Genomic DNA, 25,471 nt, shown 5'->3' with positions numbered 1-25,471 from the left:
AAGTCGGTGTGAGGTGCCCTGCGCAGGCCGCGGAGGTCTGTGAAGGGACCCTTCACAGCGTTCCGGGCGTCGAGAGCACCTTGCGCAGCGGCTGCGCCTGCCCGTCGTCACCGTCCTGATAGGACTTCGCCGCGGCGCGCACGTTGTCCGCGGTCGACTGCACGCCCTCCGCGGCCGCATCGATGGCCTCCTTGGCCTTCTCCCCGGCCGGGTTGATGATCGGCGGGAGGAAGGCGCACAGCAGCCCGTACGCGTCGTCGGACATCGCGTAGTGCGCCGCCTGCTGGGCCATGTGCAGGCGATCGACCAGTGCCTCGACGTGGCTCGCGTGCGCCGTCAGCTCGTCGGCCTGGACTTCGAACCCGCCCTGTCCCGCCATCGCCGCCTCACTTCCAGTCCGTGTTCTTCCAATCGCCGATCACCGGCGGTGCGACGACCTCGTCCGCGGAGAAGAACGACGGATCGTCCGATTCGACGTAGTCGGCGATCTTGTGTTCCTTGTCCTCCGGGCCCTTGCCGCCGCCCTTGTTGCCGCCGCCCATGCCGTTCATGCCCGGACTGCCGGGCGTGCCCTTCGCCCCGGCGCCCGCCGCACCACCGCGACCGGGCACCGGCTCCTCGGGCACACCGGCCCCGGTGCCGGGACCACCGCTGAGCGAGCCGCCGCGGCCACCGGTGGCGCCGCCGAGACCGCCGCCGCCGAGCCTGCTGCCGATGCTCTCGCCGTTGATCCCGCCGCCCCGGCCGATGGTCGGGACCTTGCCACTCCCCGAACCACCGCCCGAACCACCGCCGGGACCGCTACCGGGGCCACCGCCGCCGAGCGGCTCGCCGTCGGGCAGCTTCACCGGCGGGATCCGCGGGCCGGGGCCGAACGGCCGCCCGCCGGGGCCGGGCGGCAGCGAGATCGGCGGCAGGCCGCCGGGACTACCGAGCGGGCTGCCGACCGGACCGCCGGGCGGTGGGGACAGCGGTGGCAGCCGCCCCGGGTTGCCGCCGAGCGGCTCGCCCCCAGGCGGGGACAACGGCGGCGGGACGAACGAAGGATGAGTGGTGGACGTCGGCTTCGTCGTGTCACCTGGGGGTAGCGAGATCGGCGGCAGGCTGCCGGGATTGCCACCGTGCGGAGTACCGCCGGGCGGAACGAACGTCGGCGGATGGAACGGAGCACCACCCGGGCCACCACCCCCGGGACTTCCGGCCGGTGGCGCGGGCGGCGGCTGGAAGCTGGGGCGCACCCCATCCCCCGGACCACCCGTGGGCGGCCGCCCGTCGTCGCCTCTCGGAGCGGGGCCGCCCGGGTCGCCGGGACCGCCGGCCGGGGTGCCCTCCTCGGGGGACAGCTGCCGGGGGTCGCGCCGGTCCGGGACAGCGGACCGCCCACCCACGGTGGGGTCAACCAGGTCGCCGGCGACGGTGCGCCCGCGCATGAGCCGGTCCGCCCGCAGCGCGGTGGCGAGCTTCGGCGGCGCCGCGAACCGGGGTGTCGCCACTGCCGAGCCGATCGTCTGGTCGTAGCGCGTCATGATCTGGGCCGCCTGATCGCGCGCGGCCTGCTGTTCGGTGTAGGTCCGTGACGCCTGGACGGCCTGCCGCGCGTACTCCACCGGGTCGGTGATCCCCTGCAGGCGTGCGTTCGCCGACCGCACCGAGAACTCCACCGGCGGGTTGGCCCCCATGGCCTGCTGGGTCTGGTCCAGCGCCTGCGAGTGGATCTCCTGCTGCCGTCCGGACAGCGTCGCGCCCTGCGCGGTGGTACCGAGCCATTTGCCGACGTTCGCCATGTGCTCGCGGACCGCGTCGCCGCCTTCGCCCTTCCAGTCGGCCGCGCTCGCGGTGATCGCCTCGGCGAGGGAGCGCTGGTGCTCGGTCAGCTCGCCACCGGCCCGCACCCACTCCTCCGCCGATTCGGCGACCGAGGGGGCATTCGCGTCCTCGCTGATCGCCCGGACCATCTGCTCGTGCGACGCGTTCTCCCACCGGGTCCGCGGCGGCGCGCCCGGATCGCGCATGTCCAGCCCGTCCCGCAGGCCCTGCCCCGATTCGCCGATCTGGCGCAGGTACAGCTCCTGCGCGAACTGCTCGCGCAGCTTCGGGGGCAGGTTCATCCCGATGGTGCCGAACAGGATCGCCTGCAGGTCGGCGTTCTGGTTGGCCTCGTCGCGGATCTCGTCGCCGGAGTGCATCTCGTCGGACCGCAGCGGGCCCACGTAGTACTTCGACGACGGGTCGGCGGTCAGCTCGTAGTAGGGGCTGTGCGGGTCGTAGTGCGGCGAGGACGGATCGGACACGTCCGCCGCGGAGTTCGTCTTGTCGGTGATGGCCACGGGAAATCCCTCCTCAGTGTGGTCCGGGGTCGCCCGGCAGCTGCCGGAAGGACTCGGTCGCGGTGCGCTCCCGCTCGCGGTAGGTCTTCTTCGCCAGGTCGATCGCCTCGATGTAGGACGGGAACTCGTCCCGCGCCGCCCGCAGCTGGGTGAGCAGGCCCTGCGAATCGCTGGCGGTGGCGACCATGTGCCCGGCGACCCACCGGCCCGCCGCGGACTGCGACATCATCGGCAGCTCGCCGACTTTCTGCAGCGCGTCCCAGCGGGCCTGCAGCGAGTCGATCACGCCCTGCAGCGCGGAGATCATCTTGTCCCCGGTGCCCTCGTCCACCGCGAAGGAGCCGCTCTTCGCCAGCTCCGTCATCCGCTTGCCGGACAGCACCGGGGCCCATCCGGCCGACGCCGGCTCGGCCGACTGCGCCGCCGAAGCCCACTCCGCCGCCGCTGGCTCCACGTTCGCCGGGGACGGGCTCATCTCCGCCGATCGCACCGGCATCTCCTCGGTCATCGGACTTTCCCTCCTCGTCGGCCCGCTCTGCTCGGCACGGTCGATGACCGGCCCGCCGCCGGCACGGTCAGTAAACGGCGGAGACGGCCTGCCGCACGGCACGGGCGACGTCCGATCGCCCGGCGGGCAGGTAGTCCGCGCTCAGGTCTCCGGACTCCCCTTCGGTGGTCTTGACCAGGTACCGGCCGTCCGCGGTGTCCAGCCAGCTCAGCGGGCTCGCCGCGCGCCGCTCCCCGCGCCGTCCCCAGCCGGTGACGATCACGTGGCCGCCACCGAGCCGGGGTTCGGCGAGCACCCGCTCCAGCACCTCGGCCCCGCCCCGCGACGGCCGGGCCGAGCGCGGCTCGGGCCGGCCGGGCCGCACCCGCCCGCTCACCTCGATGGTGCCGAAGGCATCGGTCTCCTCCTCGTCCTCGGCGGCTTCCGCACGCCGCCGGGCGGTCATCGCGGAGACCGCGCGGGGCGCCTCCTGGCGCACGGTGTGCGCCCCGGTGGTGGCCGCGCGGGCCGGTGGCAGCACCCCGGTGACGACCTCGACGAGGTCCTCGTCGTCGAAGAGCGAGAAGAGCAGGTCGTCGGTCCGCGGCTCCTGGGTGATGCCGACCGCCTGCCTGCCGTCGGTGAGCGCGAGCACCGCGATGTCCGCGCCGAGCCCGTCCACCCCGGTGACCGCCACCGAGACCCGCGGCTTCGCCAGCAGCCCGAAGGCCTTCTCCACGCTGGGATGCAGTTCGCCCTGCACGGTCAGCCGGCGTTCCTCCAGCCCCCGGTAGACCTGGGCCGCCACGCGCACGTACCGCACCGGGTCCGCGGGCACCGTGCCGATACGCAGTGGGTACTGGCGGATGTCGCCCCCGGCCGCCTGCGCGATCACCAGGGATTCGACCACGTCGAGCACGAACTCGAACCTGTCCGCCATAGTCGAAAATCCTTCCCCCAACCCCGGTTCCGCGCGCTCGCGGCCGCAGCCGCGCAGTGCCCGCGCGGCACACCCCGTCATGATCGACATTAGCAGTCCGGCGGCTGTCGCACTGCCGGACTCGGCCGCCTGCCCGAAAGTCCGCCACGGACGGCCGTACCGGGCAGGCGCGCTCAGCCCACCCTGGCCTGGTGCACCCGCAGGTTCGGGCGGACCAGTTCCAGCAGCGGCACCGCGACGCCCAGCCGATGCGCGCACTCCACCAGATCGCCGATGATCTGCTCCCCTTCGACCGGGTACCCGGCGGTGAGATCGCGATACAGCAAGGTGGCGCGCGGGGCCGCGGGTTCGGTCGTGTCCGCCCGGATCCGGTCGAGCCGGGCAGGCGGCACCGGGTGCCCGGCAGCCGCCGCCACTCATTCGGCCACCACGGCAGTGGCGAAACCGATTCCACCGGGCTGATCGGCGACTTCGCCGATCGTGCCGCGCATCAGCGTGGCCACTGCGCTCATCGAGGCGATGACGACCCATTTCGCCCACATCTGCCCGAGAATGTCCGAAGAGAGCACGGTGTCGAAGCCTGCGCCGGACAGCGCCTCGTGCACCGCGCCGAGACGCTCCGGGTCAGCACCGGATCTCGCGCCGTAAGTGAACGGCCGGAGATCGGCCGGCCGCCGGATGTCCCCGTCGGCATCGAGCGTGGTCATCACGAACGCTACCCCGCCGAGCACCCGGTCCTCGCCGAACCGCGCGCTCAGCGCGGCGAGGTGGCGCATCCCGTCGAGCACCGGCAGCACCAGCGTCCGCGGGCGCCAGGTCCTCGGCCACCTCGTCGAGCCCGGCCGCCTTGACGGTGCAGAGCACCACGTCGTACGGCCTGTCGAGACACCCGGCCTGCACGAGTTTCGGGGTGAGCACGGTCTGCTCGCCCGGCCCGGTGATCCGCAGCCCCCGTTCGGCCGGCATCCGCGCCCGGCCCGGCCGGACCAGGAAGGTCACCTCCCGGCCCGCCTGCGGCAGCCTGCCGCCGAAGAATCCGCCGGTCGCCCCGGCCCCTGCCACCGGAATCCCGTTCCGCTCGCCACGCCGCCGGCGGTAGACCGCCGGGATGCGCCGGGCAAGCCGGTCCGTCCACAGTGGAGCGCGTGGCCGGACTGCCGCGAACGTGCGTTACCCGAAATGGAGCGGGATTCACCGGCCGACTGGCGGTATCCGTACCGCCATCCGGACCGGCGGCGACCAGTGCGCGCCGAACCGTCCTCAGTGGACGCCGCGATCGGCACCACCGGGCGGTCACGTCCGGTAGGCCTGCCAGCCCAGCACGACCGCGAGCGTCAGCCCGCCGAGCCCGATCGCGATCCGCAGCGGGGTCGCGGGCAGGTACCGCACCACCACCGAGCCCAGCCACGACCCGCCGACCGAGCCGAGGCACAGCGCGATCGCGGCCGGCCAGCACACGTCGCCGGTGACGGCGAAGACCGCCGCGGCGACGAGGTTCGCGCAGCCGGTGGCGATGTTCTTCGCCGCGTTCGTGCGGGCCAGCGATTGGTCCCACACCGTCATCAGCAGCGCGAGCATGAGCACTCCCGCGGCCGCGCCGAAGTAGCCGCCGTAGACCCCGGCCAGGAATGCCGCGATCCCGGTGCCCGGCCCGATCCCCCGGTGCGCCCGGCGCTCGGCGAGCCGCCGCAGCCGCGGACCGGCCATCAGCACCAGCGAAGCACCGCCGATCAGCCACGGCACCACCGCCGTGAACGAATCCGCCGGGCCGGCCAGCAGCAGGACTCCCCCGCAGGCACCCCCGGCGGTCGTGATCACGCACAACGGCAGCAGCCGGCGCAACTGCCCGGACAGCTCCGGCCGCGCCCCGGTGGCCGCGCCGGCCGTGGTGCCCAGCATCGCCACGGTGTTGGTCATGTTCGCCACCACCGGCGGCAGCCCCACGGCGAGCAGCGCCGGATAGGACACCAGCGAAGCAAGCCCGGCCGTCGCCCCCACCAGCCCCGCCCCCAGCCCGGCGAGTACGAGCAGAGCGAACTCCCCCACGTCCACGGTCACGCCGGACAGCAAAGCACGAGAGCGCGGAGGTGTAGGTCGTTGTCTGTCCTTCCCCAGCCTGCGGGCCAAAGATCCGCAGGTCAGAGGACAGTTTTCGGCTGGTCGGTGGTGAGTGAGGGAAACCAGCGTTTTTCCCACGCCCTCTGCCGGAGGGTAGTCTTCCCGTCCGTCCGGGGTGGCCGCCCGGTCCTGCCTGGTTTCGCGACCGGGAAGGGCCCGCTCGCATGACCAAGCACGATCTTCCGTACGGAGTCGAACGCTCCGGACGCGCCGAGCTTCCGTTCAAAGCCCGTCTGAAGGATCCGATCACCGGCGAGCGGTGGCGCGGGGGCGACGGTTTCCCCGGTTCCCGGAACTTCGCCGACGAGTGGGAAGCCGACGCGTGGCGGCGCGGCAAGCAACGCGAACTCGGCGCCTTGTACAGCCGGTACCAGCCGCTGGACCAGACCACCGCCGCCGGACGCCGCCGAGACATCCGCCTGTCGGCTCTGGCCGACGCGGCGCGGAAGTCCTACCCGAGGGCAAGACCACCGGCGAGCCACCCGGTTTCGTTCTTGTCCGGGCGGGGTCTTTCGTTGTCCATTGTGGTCACGCGTCGCGCCACGGCACGGTCTCCGACACCTGTCCCGCGCGAACGAAGTCGCGGACGGCCGCGACGACGGGCCGGAGAGGAGGCGTCTTTTCCGCTTCCGGGTTCAAGCCCCCAGTCGGTGCCGGACGTACTGCCGGGCAACGTCGGTGAGTCCGGGGAACACCCCACGGTAGGCCCACATTCCGAAGACCAACACCGCGAACGCGGTCACTGCTTCGGCGGGGGCGTCCCTGTACACCGCGATCGCCTTCGCCCATTCTTCGGCCTGTTCCGGGGTGTGGCCGTCGGCGATGAGCCGCAGCACCAACGCTGCCGGGTCAAGCCATGGCGCGCCCACGCTCGACCACGCCCAGTCGACAACCCGCGCGCGGTCGGAGACGAGAATGTTGAGCGGATGCATGTCGCCGTGCACAAGGCTGTTCCCGTGAACCGCCTCGATCCCACGCCGTTCCCAGTCCAGCAGTTCAGGCAGGTGGACCTTGTCCCAACTGTCAAGTTCGCGGTCTGTTTTCGACAGCCGACGCCACGGGGCCGACCATGCCCATTGGTCCGTGGACTTCTCAAGTTCGACGGGGGACGGGGTTAGCTCCCGTGTCATCGCAGCTACGGTCTCGGCGACCATCGGGAGGTCCGGTGAACCCGGCGCGAGGCTGGGGTGATGCCCGGCGACCGCCTCGAATCCGAGCACGTGCCACCCGTCGGCGGTCACTTCCCAGAGGAGACGCGGCGCAGCAGGGTTCGGCCGGGCCCCGACCCGTGCTTCCGTCTGCTGCGCCCGCGCTCGCCGTGTGCCGGTCAGGACGCCCTTGACGAAGCAGGGGCCTTGCGCGGTCTGGAGCGTTGCCAGGAAATCGGAGTTCCGGCCGTTGTCCGGGGAAACGGTCGCGGCTACGGCGCCCGTCCGTTCTTCGATCGCTCGCCGGACGGCGGTGGGGAGGTTCGCCCAATCCTCGCTGACCATGTCTGTCTCTTCGGTCTAGCTCCGCGCGGGAGACGGGGGCGGGTCGTCGGTACACCCGTTCTTGCACTGGGAGCACTTGGCGCATTTCGCCGCGCCAGTGAACCATAGGGGATCGTCCACCGCGAACCCCGCCGCCCGGATGGCGTCAGTGGTTCGGCGCATCATGTCGACGAGCGGAACGTCCCCGGTTTCGTCGCTGTCATTCGGGACGTGGTGGATGAAGCTTCCGGAAATCCGCTCGCAGAATTCCGCGTATTCGTGCGTGTACAGAATGAACGTGTGCCATCCAGTATCGACGGTTTCGCTCGGTGCGAGGGGGCGGCTGGTCCGGGCGCACGCCGCAAGGAACGCAAGCGCCTGGTCCATGATTCGTCCCGCGTACTCCAGAGAAACGACGTTCTCTTTCGAGATGCGGGCCCGGAGCCTGCGGAACAAGTCCTCCGGGATGAGCCCCTGCCCAGTCAAGTCCTCTACTGCAACAGTCATATGCGAACATCCTTCCGATCTACTTGCATCCGTTGCCTTACGTGCCAACGAAAACCCGGCGGTCGCCGCCGGGGTCACTACAGTCCAGCGGTCTTTTTCGTTGCCGCGCATGGAACCCGGCCGGCGCGGAGCGTGTCGGGGAACGTCCGCACCGGCCGGGCGATCAGGGGAGAGCACGCGGCAGCGGCGTGACCGCGAGGCACCTCATGCACGGCATCCCGGCGGGCCCCGTCGCACCATTCCAGGTCGCCGGTCCAGAACTCCTCGCCGCAGAGCGCGACTATGCGGCCGGGATAGTTGGCTGGTTCCGGGAACACGTGCATGACGCGCAACGTCTCGCGGACCATGCCCAGGAGCGGCCTCCCCAGCATGATTCGCGCGGTCATCGTCTGCTCCTCGTGTCCGTACCAGCCCATGCCCTCTACCTTCGGGACCAGCCGGACCGATGAACAGACGTTTGCCGTCTACCGTCGTCTACAGTCAATGGCGAGCACAGGGGGTGACGGATGGACGACCTCGCAGCACGGCTCCGGCGCGCACGCACCGACGCCGGGATGAGCCTCGCGGGTTTAGCCGCCCGTACCCACTTCAGCAAGCCGCTGCTCGGGTTGCTCGAAACCGGGAAGCGCACGATCAGCCCGGAACACGTAGTCGCCTACTCCCGTGCCCTGTGCGTGCCCGTGACGGCCCTGTACGGGGGCCCCGGACGACCCGTTGCGAGTCGCGCACGAATGGCTGGTGTCCGAGACCCCCGCAGCCCGGCACACGGCCGCCGGGCGACGCGTCGGCCCCAGTCTCGCCACCGAACTAGAGGAACGCGTGGTCAAGCTGCGCCACCTCGACGACGTGATCGGCGGCGGCGACCTCATCCCGCTCGTGCGCCGCGAACTCGCCGACGCGCAGCGGGTCGTCACCGAGGCCAGCTACGACGAGGGCACCGGCCGCCGCCTGCTCACCGCCGTGGGCGAACTCGCGCAGCTCGCCGGATGGGTCGCCAGCGACGCCGGACAATACGCCGAAGCACAGCACGTGTACCTGTCCGGCGTGTCCGCCGCCCGCGACGCCGGTAACCGGGCACTCGCCGGGCAACTCCTCTCCAGCCTCAGCTACCAGATGGCGAACGTCGGCGACCCGGCCGACGCGGCACTATTGGCCCGGTCCGCCGTCGCCGGGGCCCGCGACGCCACCCCCGTAGTTCGCGCACTGCTGCTCGAACGGGTCGCGTGGGCATCCGCCCGGTCCCGCGACACCGACAGCACCCGCCGCACCCTCGACGCCGTAGACGACACCTACGCCGCCCGCAGCACCGGCACGGAAGAACCGGAATGGGTGTACTGGCTCGACCGGAACGAAATCGACGTGATGGCCGGACGCTGCCTCATCGAACTCGGCGAACCGGCACGCGCGGAACCTCTCATCACCCACGCCGTGGACGCCTACACGCCCGAGCACACCCGCGAAGTGGCGCTCTACCGCACGTGGATCGCCGAGGCGTACGCCCGCTCCGGCGAACTCGACGCCGCCCGCTCCGCCTTGCGCGCCGCCCGCAAAGCAGGCGACGGAGTCAACTCGACCCGGCTGGCCACCCGCGTCGAACAGGTCGCCCGGCTCGTCGGCGCGGACGCATAAGCACCAGACCCGCGCCGTCGGCCAGCTCCCCCGGCGGAGGTCGACTCGCCTGCCAGACGGGTGACCTCCGCCGGGGGAAAACGGGGAAAAAGATGCGCTCACTCCTGACTCAGGGCTGACTCACTGCTGTCCTGTGTATCCGCTGGTAGAGTCGTAAATCGACCAACGAAACAGCAGGTCGTAACACCAGGCACAGTATAGGTCGTTATACAGCACGCTCAGCCCGCCAGCCCCGCCGCATCGAGGCCGCCCGGCAAGATGAGACTGTGGCCGGTGTGCTCGACTTTCGCCCGCAGGTAGCGCATGTTCGTCTCGGTCGCGAAGACGCCGGTGCGGACACGCTCGCGTACCTGCAGTCCGTATGCTTCGAGCTGGGCGACCTTGTCCGGGTTGTTGGTCAGCAGATCGAGCCGGTGGACGCCGAGGGCGTCGAGCATCTGCGCGGCGGGCGTGTAATCGCGCGCGTCGTCGGGCAGCCCAAGGGCGTGGTTGGCGGCGTAGGTGTCAAGGCCGCCGTCTTGCAGGGCGTACGCGTCGAGTTTGCGATACAGCCCGATTCCCCGGCCTTCCTGCCGCAGGTACACGACGTAACCGCCGGTCCCGGCCATCCGGCCGACCGCCTCGCGCAGCTGGACCCCGGGGAAAATGCTGTGAAGGGGCCCTTCACGGACCCTGAGTCCGTGAAGGGCCCCTTCACAGCGACGGCTTCAAACGGCCTTAAACCTCCCGGGTGGGCAGTACGCGGAGTTCGCGATCGCCGCAGAGCCGGAATCGCCGACTGTCCACAGTGTCCAGGAGGGAACATCCCTCAGCCTCCCCGAGTCGGCGGCATCCACTCCGCCACCTCCGGCTGCCGCACGGAAATCGGGGCCAGCAAAGCGAGATCCGGCGACACCAAGACGCCCGCAGCCACCAGGGCGGGCACCAGCCGCTCCACCGGAACGCCCGGGTGCACCCGGGCACGAACCGCGGACACGACAGCGGCCACCTCCTCCGTGCCCCAGCCGCCACCGGGGTCGAGAACGGCCAGGCGGGCAGCGGCGAGCACCGGCGGCACCAGCCTCGGATGTTCCTCACAGCGCAGGAATCCCTGCCCCAGTACCACAAGCGCGAGCCGTTCACGATCGGTCAGCAGCTGGGCCGGAACAGCGGGAACACCGTCGGCGACGCGGATCTCCAGTATGTGCTCACGGCCACCGGACCCGCGGACGAACACCGGCAGGTATCCCGGCGCCACCGCGACCGGCCCGGCACCGGGGAACAGCAGCCGGGACCGCGGCAGCCGCAGCGGGACCTTGCCGGTGGCCCGGACCCACCACCGGCCACCGTGCTGGTGCAGCACGCCGTGGTGCCGGCTGACCCGCCGGTCGTCCTCGCCCAGCGGCACGGTCACCTCGGCGCTGTCGCGGCCGAAACTCACCGGCTCCGGATCGGCGGGCGGCACCAGGACTCCCCCGGCGAGCCCGAGCACCCCGAGCGTGCCCGGCGGCGACGCGAGCCCCAGCGCCAGGCTCGGATGCCCGGCGGGCAGCAGCCGCCTCGCCTTCCCTGCCACGCACACCCCCTGCCACCGCGCCGCGCGCGTCCGAGTCAAGCAGGCGGCGCCGGGACCCCTCCCGGACCGTCGTCCCCGGAGGGTTCCAGCAACGCCAGGTCCGGCGGCACCAAAGAGGTGGACAGCAGCAGTTCCCTGATCAGGTTGTCGTTGAGCGCGTTGCCCACCGGTTCGCCGACCTCTTCGCGGGTCAGCCCGGCCACACCGGCTTTGGCCAGCCGGGTACGCACCGCGGCGATCAGATGCTCGACCCGTTTCGCGCTCCACGGCCGGTCCGGCGCCAGCTCGGTCAGCTGCTCGGCGACCTGCCGCCAGGCCAGCGGCTGCGGATACAGGTCCTGGCGCAGGTACCGCTGCCCGAGCGAGACGAGCACGAGCCGTTCGTCCGGGGTCAGCCGCCACATCCGCGGCGGTTCGGTCACGTCCTGCGGCCGGGAGCCGGGCCGGCGCCCGTCCGCCCCGGCCACGTAAAGCTCCAGCAGGTGCTCCCGGTCGGCCGAACCCCGCACGAACGCCGCGGTGTAGCCCTCCGCGAGCGGAACCGGTTCCTCCTCCGGGAACAGCAGCCGAGCGCCGGGCAGCCGGATCGGCAGCCGCCCGGTGTTGCGCATCCACCACAGTTGCGCGCGTCGCACGAGGAATCCCTGGTGCCTGCTGACTTTCCGGTCGTCCTCGCCGACGCACACGTGCACGTCGTCCCGGTTGCGTCCGAAAAGGACTTTCCGGCCGTCTCGCGGGGGCATCCGCACCCCACCGGCCACGCTCAGCGCGAACACGGTGCCCGGCGCGGACGGCGGCACGCCGTGCGCGAGGCTGCCGTGGCCGGGGCCGAGTGACTCGGACGGCTCGCCGCGGCCGGTCATGTCCGGGGCAGCTTCGCGGCGACTTCGCCCGCCAGCGTGGTGACCGGCGCGCAGAGCCGCTCCGACGGCGGGTCGCCGTGCAGGACCAGCTTGATCTGTTCCACTGCGGACTCTCCGTGCGCGTCGGTGTACCCGCGGAACACCAGGATCGCCTGGCAGGTGTGGTCCGCGTACTCGTCGGCCTTGAGGTAGGCGTCGTGCCCGCCGACCCGCACCAGCTGCCCGTCCCGCCCGTCCGGCGGCTGATCCCGGTCGAACATCACGGTGACCGCGCGGCTCGAAGCGGCGCTGTCCCAGTCACAGGACCACTTGCCGAAGCCCGGCTGGATTCGCACCGGCTGCGCGACCCCGGCCGCGCCGGGGTCCACCAGCGAGCAGGCGTCCACCTGACCCAGAGAACCGGCCTGAGTGGGCGTGGCACGCGGCGGGGCACCGGCCACCGCGAGGACTTTCGTGGCGGATCCGACGGCGATGTCGGCCACCTTGCACGGATCGAGGGAGTAGCCCTCGTCCGGGTCGACGGAAATCCGCACCAGGTAACGGTCCTGCAGGTGCACCAGCCGCACGCAGCCGCCGTCCTGCGGAGCCTCGCCGAACACCGCGAACGGCCCCGACCGGGTCTGCGTGCCGGCCGGGGTGGCGCCGCCCGCGGGCGGGTCCTCGAATTCGAGCTTGACGTCGGTCTGGAGGTCTTCGCCACGGTGCAGGATCACGTCGCAGCGGTCGAAATTGCCGTAATCGGCGTCCATCTCCGCGTCACCGAACGGGCGCAACGGCGCGGCGTCCATCAACCGGCACGGGTCGGCCGCCCGCGGGTCGGCGCCGATACCGAGCTTCGGCGGCTGCGCGACCGGATCGCCGCTGCCGGGGCGCGCCACCAGGAACGCCACGCCGAGCACCACGACGGCCACCAGCACGACCGCCCCGGCCGGCAGCCCGCGCCGCGGTGCGGGCGGCAGGACCGGCAGCGTGCCGATCTGCTCGGCGAGCAGCTCGCCGGCGACCGTCGCGGACGGCCGCTCCGCCGGGTCGGAGCGCATCAGCCGGGCCAGCACCGGCGCCAGCGAACCCGCGTGCGCGGCGGGCGGGACCACGCCTTCCGCGGCCCGCCGGATGGTGGCGAACTCCGTGCCGCCCGCGAACGGCGGCGCCCCCTCGGCCAAGGCGTACAGGGTGGCGCCGAGCGAGAAGACGTCGGCGGCCGCGGACGGCAGATGTCCTTGCGCCACTTCGGGTGCGATGTAGCCCGGGGTCCCGCCGATCACCGGCGAATCGGTCACGGTCTCCTCCGCACGCACCGAGCGGGAAATGCTGAAGTCGGTGAGTTTCGCCTGCCCGTCCAGAGTGATCAGCACGTTGCCCGGCTTCACGTCGCGGTGCTCGATGCCGTGCGCGTGCACGGCGGCCAGCCCGGCCGCGATCTGCACCCCGATCTCCGCGACCGTGCGCGGCGGCTGCCGCCCCTCTTCGGCCAGCACCTCGGCGAGGCTGCGCGCGGGCACGTACTCCATCACCAGCCACAGCTCGTCACCCTCGGCGGCGACGTCGAAGAAGGTGACCACGTTCGGATGCAGCACGCTGGCCGCCAGCCGGGCTTCCCGGCGCAGCTTGCGCCCGCTCACCGCGTCGGACAGCCGGGCCTGTTTCAGCGCGACCTCGCGGTCCAGCCGCTCGTCACGCGCCCGCCAGACCACGCCCATGCCCCCGCTGCCCACCCGTTCGAGCAGCCGGTAGCGGTCCGCGATCAGCTGGTCCCCGTGCACCGACGCTCCCCTCGGCGTGGTTCGACCCCCGGTTCAGGTAACTCGCCGTGACCATAATGCATCACGGCGTGTGGCAGAACCCGCCCTGGCAGCCTCAGGTCACCGCCACCCGGGCCCGCTCGCCGCGGTCTGGCCACTGTGGACTGTCCGCTGTGGACTTCCGCAACGTACCCGCCGCGAGGGCACGATTCGCTGATCCGGCCCTATCCTCCGCGCCGGCGGGTACACACAGTGAGCACCGGTGACACGCAGCGCGCCGCGCCGAGGCAGCCGGGTGAATCGCGGTTCGCGGCGGGCGCGCGGGGGTACCTTCCCGGCAACGGTGGGCGGGCCGAAGGAGACCTCCATGCTGAGTCACGATGAACGTGCCGAGCTGGACAAGATCGAGCACTGGTTCGAGACCGCCGACCCGGCGCTGGCCACCGCGCTCCGCCGGGGCAAGCCGATCCCTTCGACCGCGCCACTGCTCGTGCTCACCGTGCTGCTCGACGTCGCCGCCGCCGGACTGCTGACGGCCGGGCTGCTCACCACGAGTCCCGCGCTGACACTGTGCGCGCTGCTGGCCGCGGCCGGCGGAGCCGTCGCGCACCTCGCCCACTTCCGCGAACGCCGGTGACCGCGGCGACCGCCTCACTGCCGCCGTAGCGGGGTGTCGGCAAAGTCGGCGTGAGGTGCCATGCGCAGACCGCGGAGGTCCGTGAAGGTCCGTGAAGGGCCCCTTCACAGACCCCGGGACAGGTCCGGCACACACCACGAGGTAGTCGAGCGGCTCGAACACCTCCGCATCGCCCGCTGCCGGGCGAATCGATGAAGAGGGCAGGCACCCATCGATGATGACGCGGCAGCCACGACTCTCTCTGCTGATCACGGGTCCTCGACCACCTTTGCCGACACCCTGGCCACCGTAGTGGCCGGGAATCGCTTCGCGCGCCGGGATCTTCGCGGACGGGACCGTGCAGCACCGGATCGCTTCCGCGGCTCCACCGGACAGTCCCCCTGCGAACCCCACCCGCACGCCGCACACTGGCAAGGTGTCCGACTGGGTCCTGCACGTCGATCTCGATCAGTTCCTCGCCGCGGTCGAAGTGGCCCGGCGGCCCGAGCTGCGCGGGCGACCGGTGATCGTCGGCGGCACCGGGGATCCGGCGGCGCGCGCGGTCGTGGCCACGGCGTCGTACGAGGCGCGGGCGTTCGGGGTCGATTCCGGGATGCCTTTGCGGCTGGCGATGAAACGCTGCCCCGATGCGGTGCTGCTGCCGGTCGACGGGCCGGTGTACCAGGAGGTCTCGGACCGGGTGATGGCCCGGCTGCGGGAGTTCCCGGTGGTGGTCGAGGTACTCGGCTGGGACGAGGCGTTCCTCGGCACGGACACCGGCGATCCGGAGGCGCTCGCGGCTCGGATCCGGCGCGGGATCGCCGAGGAGACCGGGCTGTCCTGTTCGGTCGGCATCGGCGACAACAAGCTGCGGGCCAAGCTCGCCACCGGGTTCGCCAAGCCGGCCGGGATCTTCCGGCTGACCCGGCAGAACTGGTGGGACGTCATGGCCGCGCGGGCCCCGGACGCGTTGTGGGGCATCGGCCGCAAGACCGCGAAGAAGCTGATCGCCGCCGGTTACCCCACCGTGCTCGAACTCGCGGGCGCCGATCCCGAAGAGCTCGCCGCGCGGTTCGGGCCGCGGATGGGTCCGTGGTACCGGCTGCTCGCCGGAGGCATCGGCGAGGCCGAAGTGAGCGCGACCCCGTACGTCGCCCGTTCCCACGGCCGGGAAACGACCTATCCGCAAGACCTCACCGACCCGGCCCGGATCACCGAAGAGATCGACGTGCTGGCCGCACGGGTCGCGCAGGACGTCGCCGGCGAAGGGCGCCCGGCCGCGCGAGTGGCGGTGAAGGTCCGATTCGCGCCGTTCTTCACCCAGACGCACAGCATGACGTTGCCCGAACCGTCGTCCGATCCCGCCGTGCTCGCCCGCGCGGCGCGGGAACTGCTCGGCCGGTTCCCGTCCGGAAGGCCGGTGCGGCTGCTCGGGGTCCGGGCCGAATTCCCCCGGCCGCCGGACGCTTGACAGCGCCACCCGGCGGTTGCCAAGCCGGATCCCGGCGCGCCCGGCCCGCGAGCCAGGGTTCCGGCAAAGTTGGTCGGGGACCCGGCAGCGGCCGATGCGGAGGTGTGTGCGACCACCCCGTGGCGTGCGCCAGCGCGGTTTCGGGTCCGTGAAGGGGCCCTTCACGGACTCAGAGTCTGTGAAGGGTCCCTTCACAGACCTCCACACCGACTTTGCCGACACCCTGGCCCGCGAGCCGAGAGGCGCTGCGACGGGGTTTCCCGCCACGCTCGGCTCGTGCGTAACCGAGCAAAGGGCGCCTCCTGCGAAGGAGGCGCCCTTCGTGTCCGGTGCTCGTGCTCCCCGGATTCCGCGCGGCCTCCTGCCCTGGCCTGTACTTCCGCGGACCCGGAAAGGGAACCACCGATGAACCCTGCGCTGATGAACGCTGTTCTCAAGAACCCTGGGGTGCAGACCGCGGGCGATCTCGAATTCGCCGTCGCGGACCTGTCCCTCGCCGCGGCCGGACGCACGCAGCTGCGCCTGGCCGAGCACGAAATGCCCGGGCTGATGGCGCTCCAGCGCGAGTTCGCCGAGACGAAACCGTTGCGCGGCGCGCGGATCGCTGCACATGACCGTGCAGACCGCAGTGCTGATCGAGACACTCGGCGCCGAGGTGCGGTGGGTGTCCTGCAACATCTTCTCCACCCAGGACGAAGCCGCCGCCACGGTCGTGGCCGGCCCGGACGGCACCGCCGAGCGTCCGGCCGGTTCCGCCGTGTTCGCGTGGAAGGGCGAAACCCTCGGCGAATACTGGTGGTGCACCGATCAGGTGTTCCGCTTCCCCGGCGGCGCACTGCCGAACATGATTCTCGACGGCGGCGATACCACCCTGCTCGTCCACAAAGGAGCGGAGTACGAAGCGGCGGGCCGCGGTACCGCAGCCGGACGAGAACGATCCCGAAGAATACCGGATCATCCTGCGCACGCTCGCGCAGAGCCTCGCCGACGACCCCCGGTGGTTCACCCGCATCGCCGAAGAGGTCCGTGGTGTCACCGAAGAGACGACCAACGGCGTCAAACGGCTCTACCGGCTGGCCGAGCAGGGCGCGCTGCGTTTCCCCGCGATCAACGTGAACGACTCGGTGACGAAGTCCAAATTCGACAACCGTTACGGCATCCGGCATTCCATGGTGGACGGGCTCAACCGCGCCACCGACGTGATGATCGGCGGCAAGCTCGCGGTCGTCTGCGGATACGGCGACGTCGGCAAGGGCGCCGTCGCCGCGCTGCGCGGGCAGGGCGCGCGCGTGGTGATCACCGAGATCGACCCGATCTGCGCGCTGCAGGCCGCGATGGACGGCTTCGACGTGGTCGAACTGGACGAGGTGGTCGAGCGCGCGGACATCTTCCTCACCACCACCTGCGGACGCGCCATCGTGTCCGCCGCGCAGATGGCCCGCATGAAGCACAACGCGATCGTGGCGAACGTCGGGCACTTCGACAACGAGATCGACCTGGCCGGGCTGGCGAAGGTGCCGGGCGTGCGGAAGGCGGAGATCAAGCCGCAGGTGCACGAATGGGCCCTTCCCGGACGGGCACGCGATCATCGTGCTGTCCGAGGGCCGGCTGAGGGTGTCGGCAAAGTCGGTGTGAGGGACCCTGCGCCGACCGCGGAGGTCCGTGAAGGTCTGTGAAGGGGCCCTTCACGGACTCAGAGTCTGTGAAGGGCCCCTTCACAGACCTCCGGACAGGTCCGGCGCACACCACGAGGTGGTCGCGCAGCTCGAACACCGCCGCTTCGCCTGCTGCCGGGCGCAATCGACGAAGACGGCAGGCGCCGTCGATGATGACGCGACAGCCACGGCTCACTCTCTGCTGATCACAGGTCCTCGAACAACTTTGCCGGGACCCTGGAGGGCCGGCTGATGAATCTCGGCAACGCCACCGGGCACCCGTCGTTCGTGATGTCCGCCTCGTTCGCGAACCAGGTGCTGGCGCAGATCGAGCTGTTCACCCGGCCCGGCCACCATCCGGTGGGGGTGCGCCGGCTGCCCAAGTACCTCGACGAGCAGGTCGCGCGGCTGCATCTGGCCGCGGTCGGCGCACGGCTCACCCGGCTGAGCCCGGAGCAGGCGGAGTACCTCGGCGTCGACGTGGACGGGCCCTACAAACTGGATCACTACCGCTACTGACCCGCCGGAGGAGGCCGCGCCGGAGCCGGCAGGTGTCGGCAAAGTCGGTGTGAGGGGTCCTGCACAGCCCGCGGAGGGTCCGTGAAGGTCTGTGAAGGGGCCCTTCACAGACTCAGAGTCCGTGAAGGGCCCCTTCACAGACCCGAAACCGGTCCGGCAACACACCACGAGGTGGTCACGCATCTCGAACACCGCCGCATCGCCCGCTGCCGGGCGCAATCGACGACGAAGACAGGCGCCGTCGATGATGACGCGGCCGCCACGGCTCACTCTGCTGATCACGGTCCTCGACCAACTTTGCCGGGACCCTGCGCCGGAGCCGGGGGACGAAAAGGGTCCTCCGGCTCCGAGGGGGAGGGAGAGCCGAAGGACCCCGTTAGTGTTAGCACACCGCCAAGCCGCTTGTACACGGCGGCGCACACGATCGGGTAAGGATCACGGACCTGACAGGCGTTTCGCCACGAAACCCGTAACGCGAAACCCTTTCAAGAAGCGCGGCGCAGCACCGGCGCGGGGAGCGCCGCCGGGACACAGCCGCACGCCGGGTCCACGGCGTGACAGTCCACGATCAGTCCGTGCCGGACCCGGTCGAGATCCTCGCAGCAGGGATCGGTGCACTCGGCGTACCCGCCGTCCGGATGGACGACCAGGGTGCCGTGACAATGGTCGATGCCGTCGGTGCAGAACGCGCATTCCATGATTCGAGCCGCCTTCCGCGTCACGTCCGTGCCGGGCCGCTCACCGGGTGCGCCCCGCGCCGGACGGCTCCTTGGTACCACCGGCACCCCGCCCCGCCCGGCATACCCCCGGCGTGTCGGCGCCGCCCTCGGGCCGCCCCGGAGACCGGCCTGGTCATCGCCGTCACACCGACGGGTGATGCTGGTCGCGAACCCGATGCGGCGAAGACGACCGGGACGACGCGACACCGCAGGCCGGGGCCTGATCCGCCACGGCAACGGATCACCCGCCACACCGACGCGCAGCCGGGCATTTTTCCGGCGGCAGCAAGGAAAACCGACAGTCCCGCACCCGCGCCGGGCACCGCAGCCGCAGCAGATCCGCGCGGCACACGCACATACCCGGGGCACCACGACCCCGAAGTCACCCGTACACAGGCACCGACCTCGCCAAAACCGCGAGCCGCTTCTCCCAGCGGGCGCGGGGCCAGGGTCCCGGCAAAGTTGGCCGAAGGGCCTGTGATCAGCAGAGAGCCGTGGCTGCCGCGTCATCATGGGCGGTGCCTGCCCTCTCGATCGATTGCGCCTGGCAGCGAGCGATGCGGTTGTGTTCGAGGTGCGCGTGTTCGAGATGCGCGACCACCTCGTGGTGTGCGCCGGACCTGTCTCAGGTCTGTGAAGGGGCCCTTCACGGACTCTGAGTCCGTGAAGGGCCCCTTCACAGCCCTCCGCAGGCTGCGCAGGGCCCCTCACGCCGACTTTGCCGGGCCCCAGCGGGCGCGGGGCGATCAGGCGCTCTTCGGCCGCCGCGTGCGGGACGCCGTCTTCTTCCGGGTCCTTTCGCCGCTCTCGCCGGAGGCTCCCGTCTTGCCCGATTTCGCCGGGCCACGGGACTTCTTCGCCGCCGAGACGCTCGCCTCCAGGGCCGCCATGAGGTCGACCACCTCGGCCTTCTCCCCCTGCGTCGCCGGGCGGGCCGTCTCCCCGCCGCCCGCCTTCGTCTCGATCATCGATTCCAGTGCCTCGCGGTAGCTGTCGGAGTACTTGTCCGGCTCGAACACCGGCTCGGACAGCGAATCGATCAGCGAGCCGGCCATGGTCAGCTCCTGCGGGCGCACCTGGGGCGGGTCCTCCCGCAGGAAGCCGAAGTCCGGCGTACGCACCTCGTCCGCCCACAGCATCGTGGTCATCACCAGCACGTCGTCCACCACGCGAAGCAGGGCGAGGCTCTCTCGCTGGCGTACGGCGACCTTCGCGATCGCCACGTGGCCCGCCTTGTGCAATGCGTCACGAAGCACCACGTACGGCTTCACTGCGTTCTTCTGCGGCTCCAGGTAGTACGTGCGGTCGAAGCGGATCGGGTCGATCGACTCCAGCGGCACGAACTCCAGCACGTCGATCGCGTGCTGGGTGGGCAGCGGCAGCTCGGCGAGGTCGGCGTCGGTGAGCACCACCATCTCGCCGTCCGGCAGCTCGTAGCCCTTGGCGATCTCGGCGTAGGGCACCTCCTCGCCGTCGACAGTGCAGAACCGCTTGTACTGGATCCGCCCGCCGTCGGCGACGTGCACCTGCCGCAGCGACACGTTCTTGTTCTCGGTGGCCGCGTACAGCTGGATCGGGATGTTGACCAGCCCGAACGAGACCGAGCCCTTCCACATCGACCGCATGCCGCGCACCTCCACCGGTCGCCGATACGTACTCACGCTCGGTAACAACCGTAGCCGGGATCGTCCCGGTGCGACAGTCCGCGCACCTCGCGAACCCACCCGGCGCACCGGAGAACCGCGCATCGGTGACCCTGAGTGAGCAGAATCGAGGACAAAGTTTCGCGGACCGCATAATTCTTCGCGCCCCGCAATTTTTCTTGCTACCCTCGCGGTCGTGTCCTCCCCTTCGCGACCCGGCCTGCGTGAACGCAAGAAGCAGGCGGCCCGCCGTGCGCTCGCCGAGGCGGCGCTGCGGCTCACCCTCGAACGCGGCGCCGACCAGGTGCGGGTGGAGGACATCGCGAGCGAGGTGGGCGTGTCCCCGCGGACGTTCAACAACTACTTCTCGAGCAAGGAGGAAGCGGTCTGCTCGTTCATCGTCGAGCAGCAGGAGCGCCTGCGAGAGGCACTCCTGGCCCGGCCGGCGCACGAGCCGCTGTGGGAGGCGGTGCTCACCGCGTTGGCGGAGCAGCAGGCCGAGCAGGGCGGCCCGACCCGCGAGGAGGTCCGGCGGTTCCGCGAGATGCTCGGCCACCCCGCCCTGTTCGGCGAAATGCTCCGCTCGCACGCCAAGGTCGAGCGGGTGCTCGCCGAGGCGATCGCCGAACGCGCCGGAGAAGACGCAAATCCGTTGCACGCGCGGATGATGGCGGGCATCGTGCAGGTTGCGTCCCGCGTCGCCTTCGACAGCTGGCTGGGCTCGGACACCGAAGAGGGGAACATGCCGGTGTTCGCCGAGCTGCTGCGGCAGGCGCAGGCGGGCATGCCGGACCTCACCGCCCTGGCGGCCCGCTCCACCCCGCAGGAGCGTGCCGTGCAGGCGTCCTGATCCACCCGAACCGACCCGAACCACCACAGATGTTGGGGGAACCACGACCGTGCTGGTCAGATTGCTGCGCAGACATCTGCGCCCTTATCAAGCCACCTTGTGGCTCGTCGTCGTGCTGCAGCTGGCGCAGACCATCGCCGCGCTGTATCTGCCGACGCTCAACGCGGACATCGTCGACGACGGCCTGGTGAAGGGGGACACCGGGTACATCCTACGGATCGGCGGCGTGATGCTGCTGGTCACGCTGGTCCAGATCGCCGGCTCGATCGGCGCGGTGTACTACGGTGCGCGCACCGCGATGGGGGTCGGGCGCGACGTACGCGCCGCGGTGTTCCACCGGGTGCAGGACTTCTCCGCCCGGGAGGTCGGCCAGTTCGGCACCCCGTCGCTGATCACCCGGACCACCAACGACGTCCAGCAGATCCAGATGCTGGTGCTGATGACGCTGACCCTGATGGTGTCCGCGCCGATCATGTGCGTCGGCGGCATCGTGCTGGCGATCGGCCAGGACGGCCCGCTGTCGCTGCTGCTGCTGGTCATCGTGCCGGTGCTGGCGATCGCGGTGGGTCTCATCGTGTCCCGGATGCGCCCGGCGTTCCGGCTCATGCAGACCCGGATCGACCGGATCAACCAGGTGCTGCGCGAGCAGATCATGGGCATCCGGGTGATCCGGGCGTTCGTGCGCGACCGGCACGAGCGGGCCCGCTTCGGCGAGGCCAACGACGAGCTGCTCACCGTCTCGCTGCGGGTCGGCCGGCTGATGGCGCTGATGTTCCCCACCGTGATGCTGGTGATGAACGTGTCCACGGTCGCGGTGATGTGGTTCGGCGGGCACCGGATCGACGGCGGGCAGATGCAGATCGGTGCGCTCACCGCGTTCCTGAGCTACCTGCTGCAGATCCTGATGTCGGTCATGATGGCCACCTTCATGTTCATGATGGTGCCCCGCGCCGAGGTCAGCGCGGAGCGGATCAGCGAGGTGCTCGACACCGAGCCCAGCGTCCTCCCGCCTGCCGAACCGGTCTCCCCCGGCACCGTGCACGGGCAGCTGGAGCTGACCGGCGCCGGGTTCTGCTACCCCGGCGCGGAGAAGCCGGTGCTGCAGGACGTGAGCCTGCTGGCGCGGCCCGGCGAGACGACCGCGGTGATCGGCAGTACCGGCAGCGGGAAGACCACGCTGCTCAACCTGATCCCGCGGCTGATGGACACCACCACCGGCGAGGTCCGGGTGGACGGGGTGGACGTGCGCCGGCTGGACCCGGCGGTGCTGGCCGCGACCGTGGGCATGGTGCCGCAGAAGCCGTATCTGTTCTCCGGGACGGTCGCGAGCAACCTGCGCTACGGCAATCCGGACGCCACCGACGAGCAGCTCTGGCACGCGCTGGAGGTCGCGCAGGGCAAGGACTTCGTGCAGAAGATGGACGCGGGCCTCGACTCCCCCATCGCCCAGGGCGGCACGAACGTCTCCGGCGGCCAGCGCCAGCGGCTCGCGATCGCGCGGATGCTGGTGCACCGGCCGGAGATCTACCTGTTCGACGACTCGTTCAGCGCGCTGGACTACGCGACCGACGCGGCCCTGCGCCGCGCGCTGGCCGCCGAGACCCGGGACGCCACCGTGGTCATCGTGGCCCAGCGGGTCAGCACGATCCGCGGCGCGGACCGGATCATCGTGCTCGACGACGGCCGCGTCGTCGGCACCGGGACGCACCGCGAACTGATGGAGGGCAACGAAACGTATCGGGAGATCGTGCTGTCGCAGCTGACTGAGCAGGAGGCCGCATGAGCGAGGAGAGGAGCACCGTCGCCACCGAGACCGGGGAACGGGCCGCGGCGGAGCGCATGCAGAACCGCCCGGCCCCCGCGGGTCCCGGTCCCGGGCGGTTCATGGCCGGGTCGATGCCGCCGGAAAAGGCACTCGACTTCCGTGGTTCGCTCGGCCGGTTGTTGCGCCTGCTGAAGCCGCAGCGGGCCGCGTTGCTGGGCGTGCTCGTGTTCGGCGCGGCGAGCGTCGCGCTGACGGTGATCGGGCCGAAGGTGCTCGCGGAGGCCACCGACCTGATCTTCGCCGGGGTGCTCGGCCGGTCGCTGCCCTCAGGCACGCCGAAGGACGCGATCGTCGACGGGCTGCGGGCACGGGGCGACACCACGCTCGCCGACATCCTCGGCCGGGTCGATCTGATACCCGGGCAGGGCGTCGACTTCAGCTCGGTCGGGCGAGTGCTGGCGATCGTGCTGGCGCTGTACGTGATCGGGTCGTTCCTCGGCCTGGTCCAGGCCCGGCTGACCACGAGCCTGGTGCAGCAGGCGGTGTTCCGGCTGCGCCAGGACATCGAGGAGAAGTTCGCGCGGCTGCCGCTGCGCTACTTCGACCGCCAGCCGCGCGGCGAGGTGCTGAGCCGGGTCACCAACGACATCGACAACCTGGCGCAGTCGCTGCAGCAGACGTTGTCGCAGATCGTCACGTCGTTGTTCACCGTGATCGGTGTGCTGGTGATGATGCTGCTGATCTCGCCGCTGCTCGCGCTGATCGCGCTGCTGACCGTGCCGGTCTCGGTGTTCGTGGCGGCCAAGATCGGCAAGCGGGCCCAGCCGCAGTTCATCCGGCAGTGGGCGACCACCGGGAAGCTCAACGCGCACATCGAGGAGATGTACACCGGGCACTCGCTGGTGCGGATCTTCGGCCGGCGGGCGGAGTCCGAGCAGGTCTTCGCCGAGCAGAACGAGACCCTGTACGGGGCCAGTTTCCGGGCGCAGTTCATCTCCGGCACGATCCAGCCGGCGATGATGTTCCTCGGCAACCTGAACTACGCGCTGGTCGCGGTGATCGGCGCGCTGCGGGTGGCCTCGGGCAGCCTGTCGCTGGGCGACGTGCAGGCGTTCATCCAGTACTCGCGCCAGTTCAGCCAGCCGGTCACGCAGATCGCCAGCATGGCCAACCTGCTGCAGTCCGGGGTCGCCTCGGCGGAACGGGTGTTCGCGCTGCTGGACGCGGACGAGCAGGAGCCGGAGCCGGCCCACCCGGCGCATCCGGAGGTGGTCCGCGGGCGGGTCGAGTTCGAGCACGTGTCGTTCCGCTATCTGCCCGGCACCCCGCTGATCGAGGACCTGTCGCTGACCGTGGAACCGGGCCAGACGGTGGCCATCGTCGGCCCCACCGGGGCGGGCAAGACCACCCTGGTGAACCTGCTGATGCGGTTCTACGAGATCGACGGCGGCCGGATCACCCTGGACGGGGCGGACATCGGCGAGATGGACCGCGAGGAGCTGCGCGACAAGACCGGCATGGTGCTGCAGGACGCCTGGCTGTTCGGCGGGACGATCGCGGAGAACATCGCCTACGGCGCGGACGAGGCGACCCGCGAGGAGATCGTCGAGGCGGCCAAGGCGACCTATGTGGACCGGTTCGTGCGCATGCTGCCCGAGGGCTACGACACCGTGCTCGACGACGAGGGCGACACGGTGAGCGCGGGCGAGAAGCAGCTGATCACGGTGGCCAGGGCGTTCCTGGCGAAGCCGGCCATCCTGATCCTGGACGAGGCGACCAGCTCGGTGGACACCCGCACCGAGGTGCTCATCCAGCGGGCGATGAACTCGCTGCGCGCCGGGCGGACGAGCTTCGTCATCGCGCACCGGCTCTCCACCATCCGCGACGCGGACGTCATCCTGGTGATGGAGGACGGGCACATCGTGGAGCAGGGCGACCACGAGACCCTGCTGAACTCCGGCGGGGCCTACTCCCGGCTGTACGCGGCGCAGTTCGCCGAGGCGATGGCCGAGACCGACTGATCCGCGGCCCGGCGAGGCCCCTGGTATGCGGGGCCTCGCCGGGTCCGGTCGGTCGCCGGGTCCGATCAGGAGCGGATGATCAGCTCCCACTCGCTCGGCGGTGCGCCGGCCGGGGCCGCTCCCCGCGGGACACATGCGAAGACGTGCGCCTGTCCTTGCTGGGCAAGGATGTTGCCGGCCGACATACAGGCGCCGTACGAGGCGTAGATCCGCGGGGGCGAGGCGTCCGCGGCGGCGGTACCCGCCGCCGACACTGCGATGGCGGCCGACGCGGCCACCAGCAGACCGGCGGACCGGATCGTGCGCAAACTGGTCATGCGTAGCACTCCTCGGGGTTGTCCGGATGGGCGTGGCCGACTCTTCCAGCGCGTCCGCGCAGGTCACAGCGGACGGTGCGAGATCTGCCCGAACACGCACCCAAGCCCGCCCCGAATGAGCCCGAACGGTCGTGTCACCCGGCGCGGTCCCGTCGCACGCGCCGGTGACGACGCGGTGGTCCAGACCGCACCACCACCCACGGTCGAGCCACCCGCTCCAGCCGGATCTCCCCCGCCAAGCCGCCTCCGCCCGAG

21 protein-coding genes and 4 pseudogenes are annotated in these 25,471 nt (G+C 71.0%); 9 read left to right on the top strand and 16 right to left on the bottom strand.

The window, feature by feature from the left end:
- Positions 1 to 52: 52 nt before the first annotated feature.
- The 9 genes and pseudogenes from ATK36_RS03195 to ATK36_RS03155 form a co-directional block, all read right to left on the bottom strand.
- Positions 53 to 379 (bottom strand): type VII secretion target, encoded by a 327-nt coding sequence (locus ATK36_RS03195; RefSeq protein WP_098509738.1) that lies wholly within the window; start codon positions 377 to 379, stop codon positions 53 to 55.
- 7 nt (positions 380 to 386) lie between these two features.
- Positions 387 to 2,327 (bottom strand): hypothetical protein, encoded by a 1,941-nt coding sequence (locus ATK36_RS03190; protein ID WP_245914248.1) that lies wholly within the window; start codon positions 2,325 to 2,327, stop codon positions 387 to 389.
- 13 nt (positions 2,328 to 2,340) lie between these two features.
- Positions 2,341 to 2,835, bottom strand: a complete 495-nt coding sequence (locus tag ATK36_RS03185) for a hypothetical protein (protein WP_245914246.1) — start codon at positions 2,833 to 2,835, stop codon at positions 2,341 to 2,343.
- Positions 2,836 to 2,902: 67 nt separating this feature from the next.
- The gene (locus ATK36_RS03180; RefSeq protein WP_098509737.1) at positions 2,903 to 3,754 is read right to left on the bottom strand and encodes an ESX secretion-associated protein EspG; all 852 of its coding nucleotides are present in this window, start codon (positions 3,752 to 3,754) and stop codon (positions 2,903 to 2,905) included.
- A gap of 173 nt (positions 3,755 to 3,927) precedes the next feature.
- Positions 3,928 to 4,816: pseudogene (locus tag ATK36_RS34360) on the bottom strand (2-dehydropantoate 2-reductase).
- Positions 4,817 to 5,047: 231 nt separating this feature from the next.
- Complete coding sequence (locus tag ATK36_RS03170; RefSeq protein ID WP_425427363.1) at positions 5,048 to 5,806, bottom strand: sulfite exporter TauE/SafE family protein; 759 nt, start codon at positions 5,804 to 5,806, stop codon at positions 5,048 to 5,050.
- Positions 5,807 to 6,507: 701 nt separating this feature from the next.
- Positions 6,508 to 7,365, bottom strand: a complete 858-nt coding sequence (locus tag ATK36_RS03165; RefSeq protein ID WP_098509736.1) for a phosphotransferase — start codon at positions 7,363 to 7,365, stop codon at positions 6,508 to 6,510.
- A gap of 15 nt (positions 7,366 to 7,380) precedes the next feature.
- Complete coding sequence (locus tag ATK36_RS03160) at positions 7,381 to 7,851, bottom strand: glycine-rich domain-containing protein (RefSeq protein WP_098509735.1); 471 nt, start codon at positions 7,849 to 7,851, stop codon at positions 7,381 to 7,383.
- A 77-nt stretch (positions 7,852 to 7,928) separates the two neighbouring features.
- A complete protein-coding gene (locus ATK36_RS03155) occupies positions 7,929 to 8,267 on the bottom strand; it encodes a hypothetical protein (RefSeq protein WP_245914242.1) in 339 nt (112 codons plus the stop codon).
- Between the two features lie 90 nt (positions 8,268 to 8,357).
- On the opposite strand from ATK36_RS03155, the pseudogene ATK36_RS34355 reads away from it, so the two are divergent.
- Together ATK36_RS34355 and ATK36_RS03150 are read left to right on the top strand one after the other, a co-directional pair.
- A pseudogene (locus tag ATK36_RS34355) lies at positions 8,358 to 8,474 on the top strand (helix-turn-helix domain-containing protein); the annotation flags it as partial.
- Between the two features lie 115 nt (positions 8,475 to 8,589).
- Positions 8,590 to 9,480, top strand: coding sequence for an NsdA family TPR-like regulatory protein (locus tag ATK36_RS03150; protein ID WP_245914442.1), 891 nt, complete (start codon positions 8,590 to 8,592; stop codon positions 9,478 to 9,480).
- Positions 9,481 to 9,698: 218 nt separating this feature from the next.
- On the opposite strand, the gene ribA is transcribed toward ATK36_RS03150, so the two are convergent.
- The 4 genes from ribA to ATK36_RS03130 form a co-directional block, all read right to left on the bottom strand.
- Positions 9,699 to 10,109 (bottom strand): GTP cyclohydrolase II RibA, encoded by a 411-nt coding sequence (gene ribA, locus ATK36_RS03145; protein WP_281259022.1) that lies wholly within the window; start codon positions 10,107 to 10,109, stop codon positions 9,699 to 9,701.
- 179 nt (positions 10,110 to 10,288) lie between these two features.
- On the bottom strand, positions 10,289 to 11,035 hold the full coding sequence (locus tag ATK36_RS03140; protein ID WP_141544350.1) for an FHA domain-containing protein: 747 nt from the start codon (positions 11,033 to 11,035) through the stop codon (positions 10,289 to 10,291).
- 35 nt (positions 11,036 to 11,070) lie between these two features.
- The gene (locus ATK36_RS03135; protein WP_098509732.1) at positions 11,071 to 11,898 is read right to left on the bottom strand and encodes a hypothetical protein; all 828 of its coding nucleotides are present in this window, start codon (positions 11,896 to 11,898) and stop codon (positions 11,071 to 11,073) included.
- Entirely contained in the window at positions 11,895 to 13,661 is a 1,767-nt protein-coding gene (locus ATK36_RS03130; RefSeq protein WP_098509731.1) for a serine/threonine-protein kinase, read from the bottom strand. The genes ATK36_RS03135 and ATK36_RS03130 overlap by 4 nt, the downstream gene beginning before the upstream one ends.
- Before the next feature lie 346 nt (positions 13,662 to 14,007).
- Here ATK36_RS03130 and ATK36_RS03125 point away from each other — a divergent pair, with 346 nt between their 5' ends.
- The 4 genes and pseudogenes from ATK36_RS03125 to ATK36_RS03110 form a co-directional block, all read left to right on the top strand.
- Entirely contained in the window at positions 14,008 to 14,277 is a 270-nt protein-coding gene (locus ATK36_RS03125) for a DUF3040 domain-containing protein (protein ID WP_098509730.1), read from the top strand.
- A 415-nt stretch (positions 14,278 to 14,692) separates the two neighbouring features.
- Positions 14,693 to 15,727: a DNA polymerase IV gene (locus ATK36_RS03120; RefSeq protein WP_098510301.1), complete on the top strand. Its 1,035-nt coding sequence runs from the start codon at positions 14,693 to 14,695 to the stop codon at positions 15,725 to 15,727.
- Positions 15,728 to 16,147: 420 nt separating this feature from the next.
- Positions 16,148 to 17,338: pseudogene (locus ATK36_RS03115) on the top strand (adenosylhomocysteinase); the annotation flags it as partial.
- Positions 17,339 to 17,622: 284 nt separating this feature from the next.
- Positions 17,623 to 17,901 (top strand): annotated as a pseudogene (locus ATK36_RS03110) (adenosylhomocysteinase); the annotation flags it as partial.
- 485 nt (positions 17,902 to 18,386) lie between these two features.
- On the opposite strand, the gene ATK36_RS03105 reads toward ATK36_RS03110, so the two are convergent.
- Positions 18,387 to 18,599 (bottom strand): hypothetical protein, encoded by a 213-nt coding sequence (locus ATK36_RS03105; protein ID WP_098509728.1) that lies wholly within the window; start codon positions 18,597 to 18,599, stop codon positions 18,387 to 18,389.
- Positions 18,600 to 19,366: 767 nt separating this feature from the next.
- Complete coding sequence (gene ku / locus ATK36_RS03100; protein ID WP_098510300.1) at positions 19,367 to 20,245, bottom strand: non-homologous end joining protein Ku; 879 nt, start codon at positions 20,243 to 20,245, stop codon at positions 19,367 to 19,369.
- A gap of 214 nt (positions 20,246 to 20,459) precedes the next feature.
- Here ku and ATK36_RS03095 point away from each other — a divergent pair, with 214 nt between their 5' ends.
- The 3 genes from ATK36_RS03095 to ATK36_RS03085 are packed head-to-tail and all read left to right on the top strand — an operon-like array spanning position 20,460 to position 24,899.
- Entirely contained in the window at positions 20,460 to 21,113 is a 654-nt protein-coding gene (locus ATK36_RS03095; RefSeq protein ID WP_098509727.1) for a TetR/AcrR family transcriptional regulator, read from the top strand.
- A 49-nt stretch (positions 21,114 to 21,162) separates the two neighbouring features.
- Positions 21,163 to 22,896 carry an ABC transporter ATP-binding protein gene (locus tag ATK36_RS03090; RefSeq protein ID WP_098509726.1) on the top strand — a complete coding sequence of 578 codons (1,734 nt, stop codon included), beginning with the start codon at positions 21,163 to 21,165 and terminating at the stop codon, positions 22,894 to 22,896.
- The gene (locus ATK36_RS03085) at positions 22,893 to 24,899 is read left to right on the top strand and encodes an ABC transporter ATP-binding protein (RefSeq protein WP_098509725.1); all 2,007 of its coding nucleotides are present in this window, start codon (positions 22,893 to 22,895) and stop codon (positions 24,897 to 24,899) included. The genes ATK36_RS03090 and ATK36_RS03085 overlap by 4 nt, the downstream gene beginning before the upstream one ends.
- A 65-nt stretch (positions 24,900 to 24,964) precedes the next feature.
- On the opposite strand, the gene ATK36_RS03080 is transcribed toward ATK36_RS03085, so the two are convergent.
- Positions 24,965 to 25,216 (bottom strand): hypothetical protein, encoded by a 252-nt coding sequence (locus ATK36_RS03080; protein WP_098509724.1) that lies wholly within the window; start codon positions 25,214 to 25,216, stop codon positions 24,965 to 24,967.
- Between the last annotated feature and the right edge of the window lie 255 nt (positions 25,217 to 25,471).

This window comes from Amycolatopsis sulphurea (genome assembly GCF_002564045.1).
Classification (GTDB): Bacteria; Actinomycetota; Actinomycetes; order Mycobacteriales; family Pseudonocardiaceae; genus Amycolatopsis; species Amycolatopsis sulphurea.
This window is presented reverse-complemented; position numbering and strand designations above follow the sequence as displayed.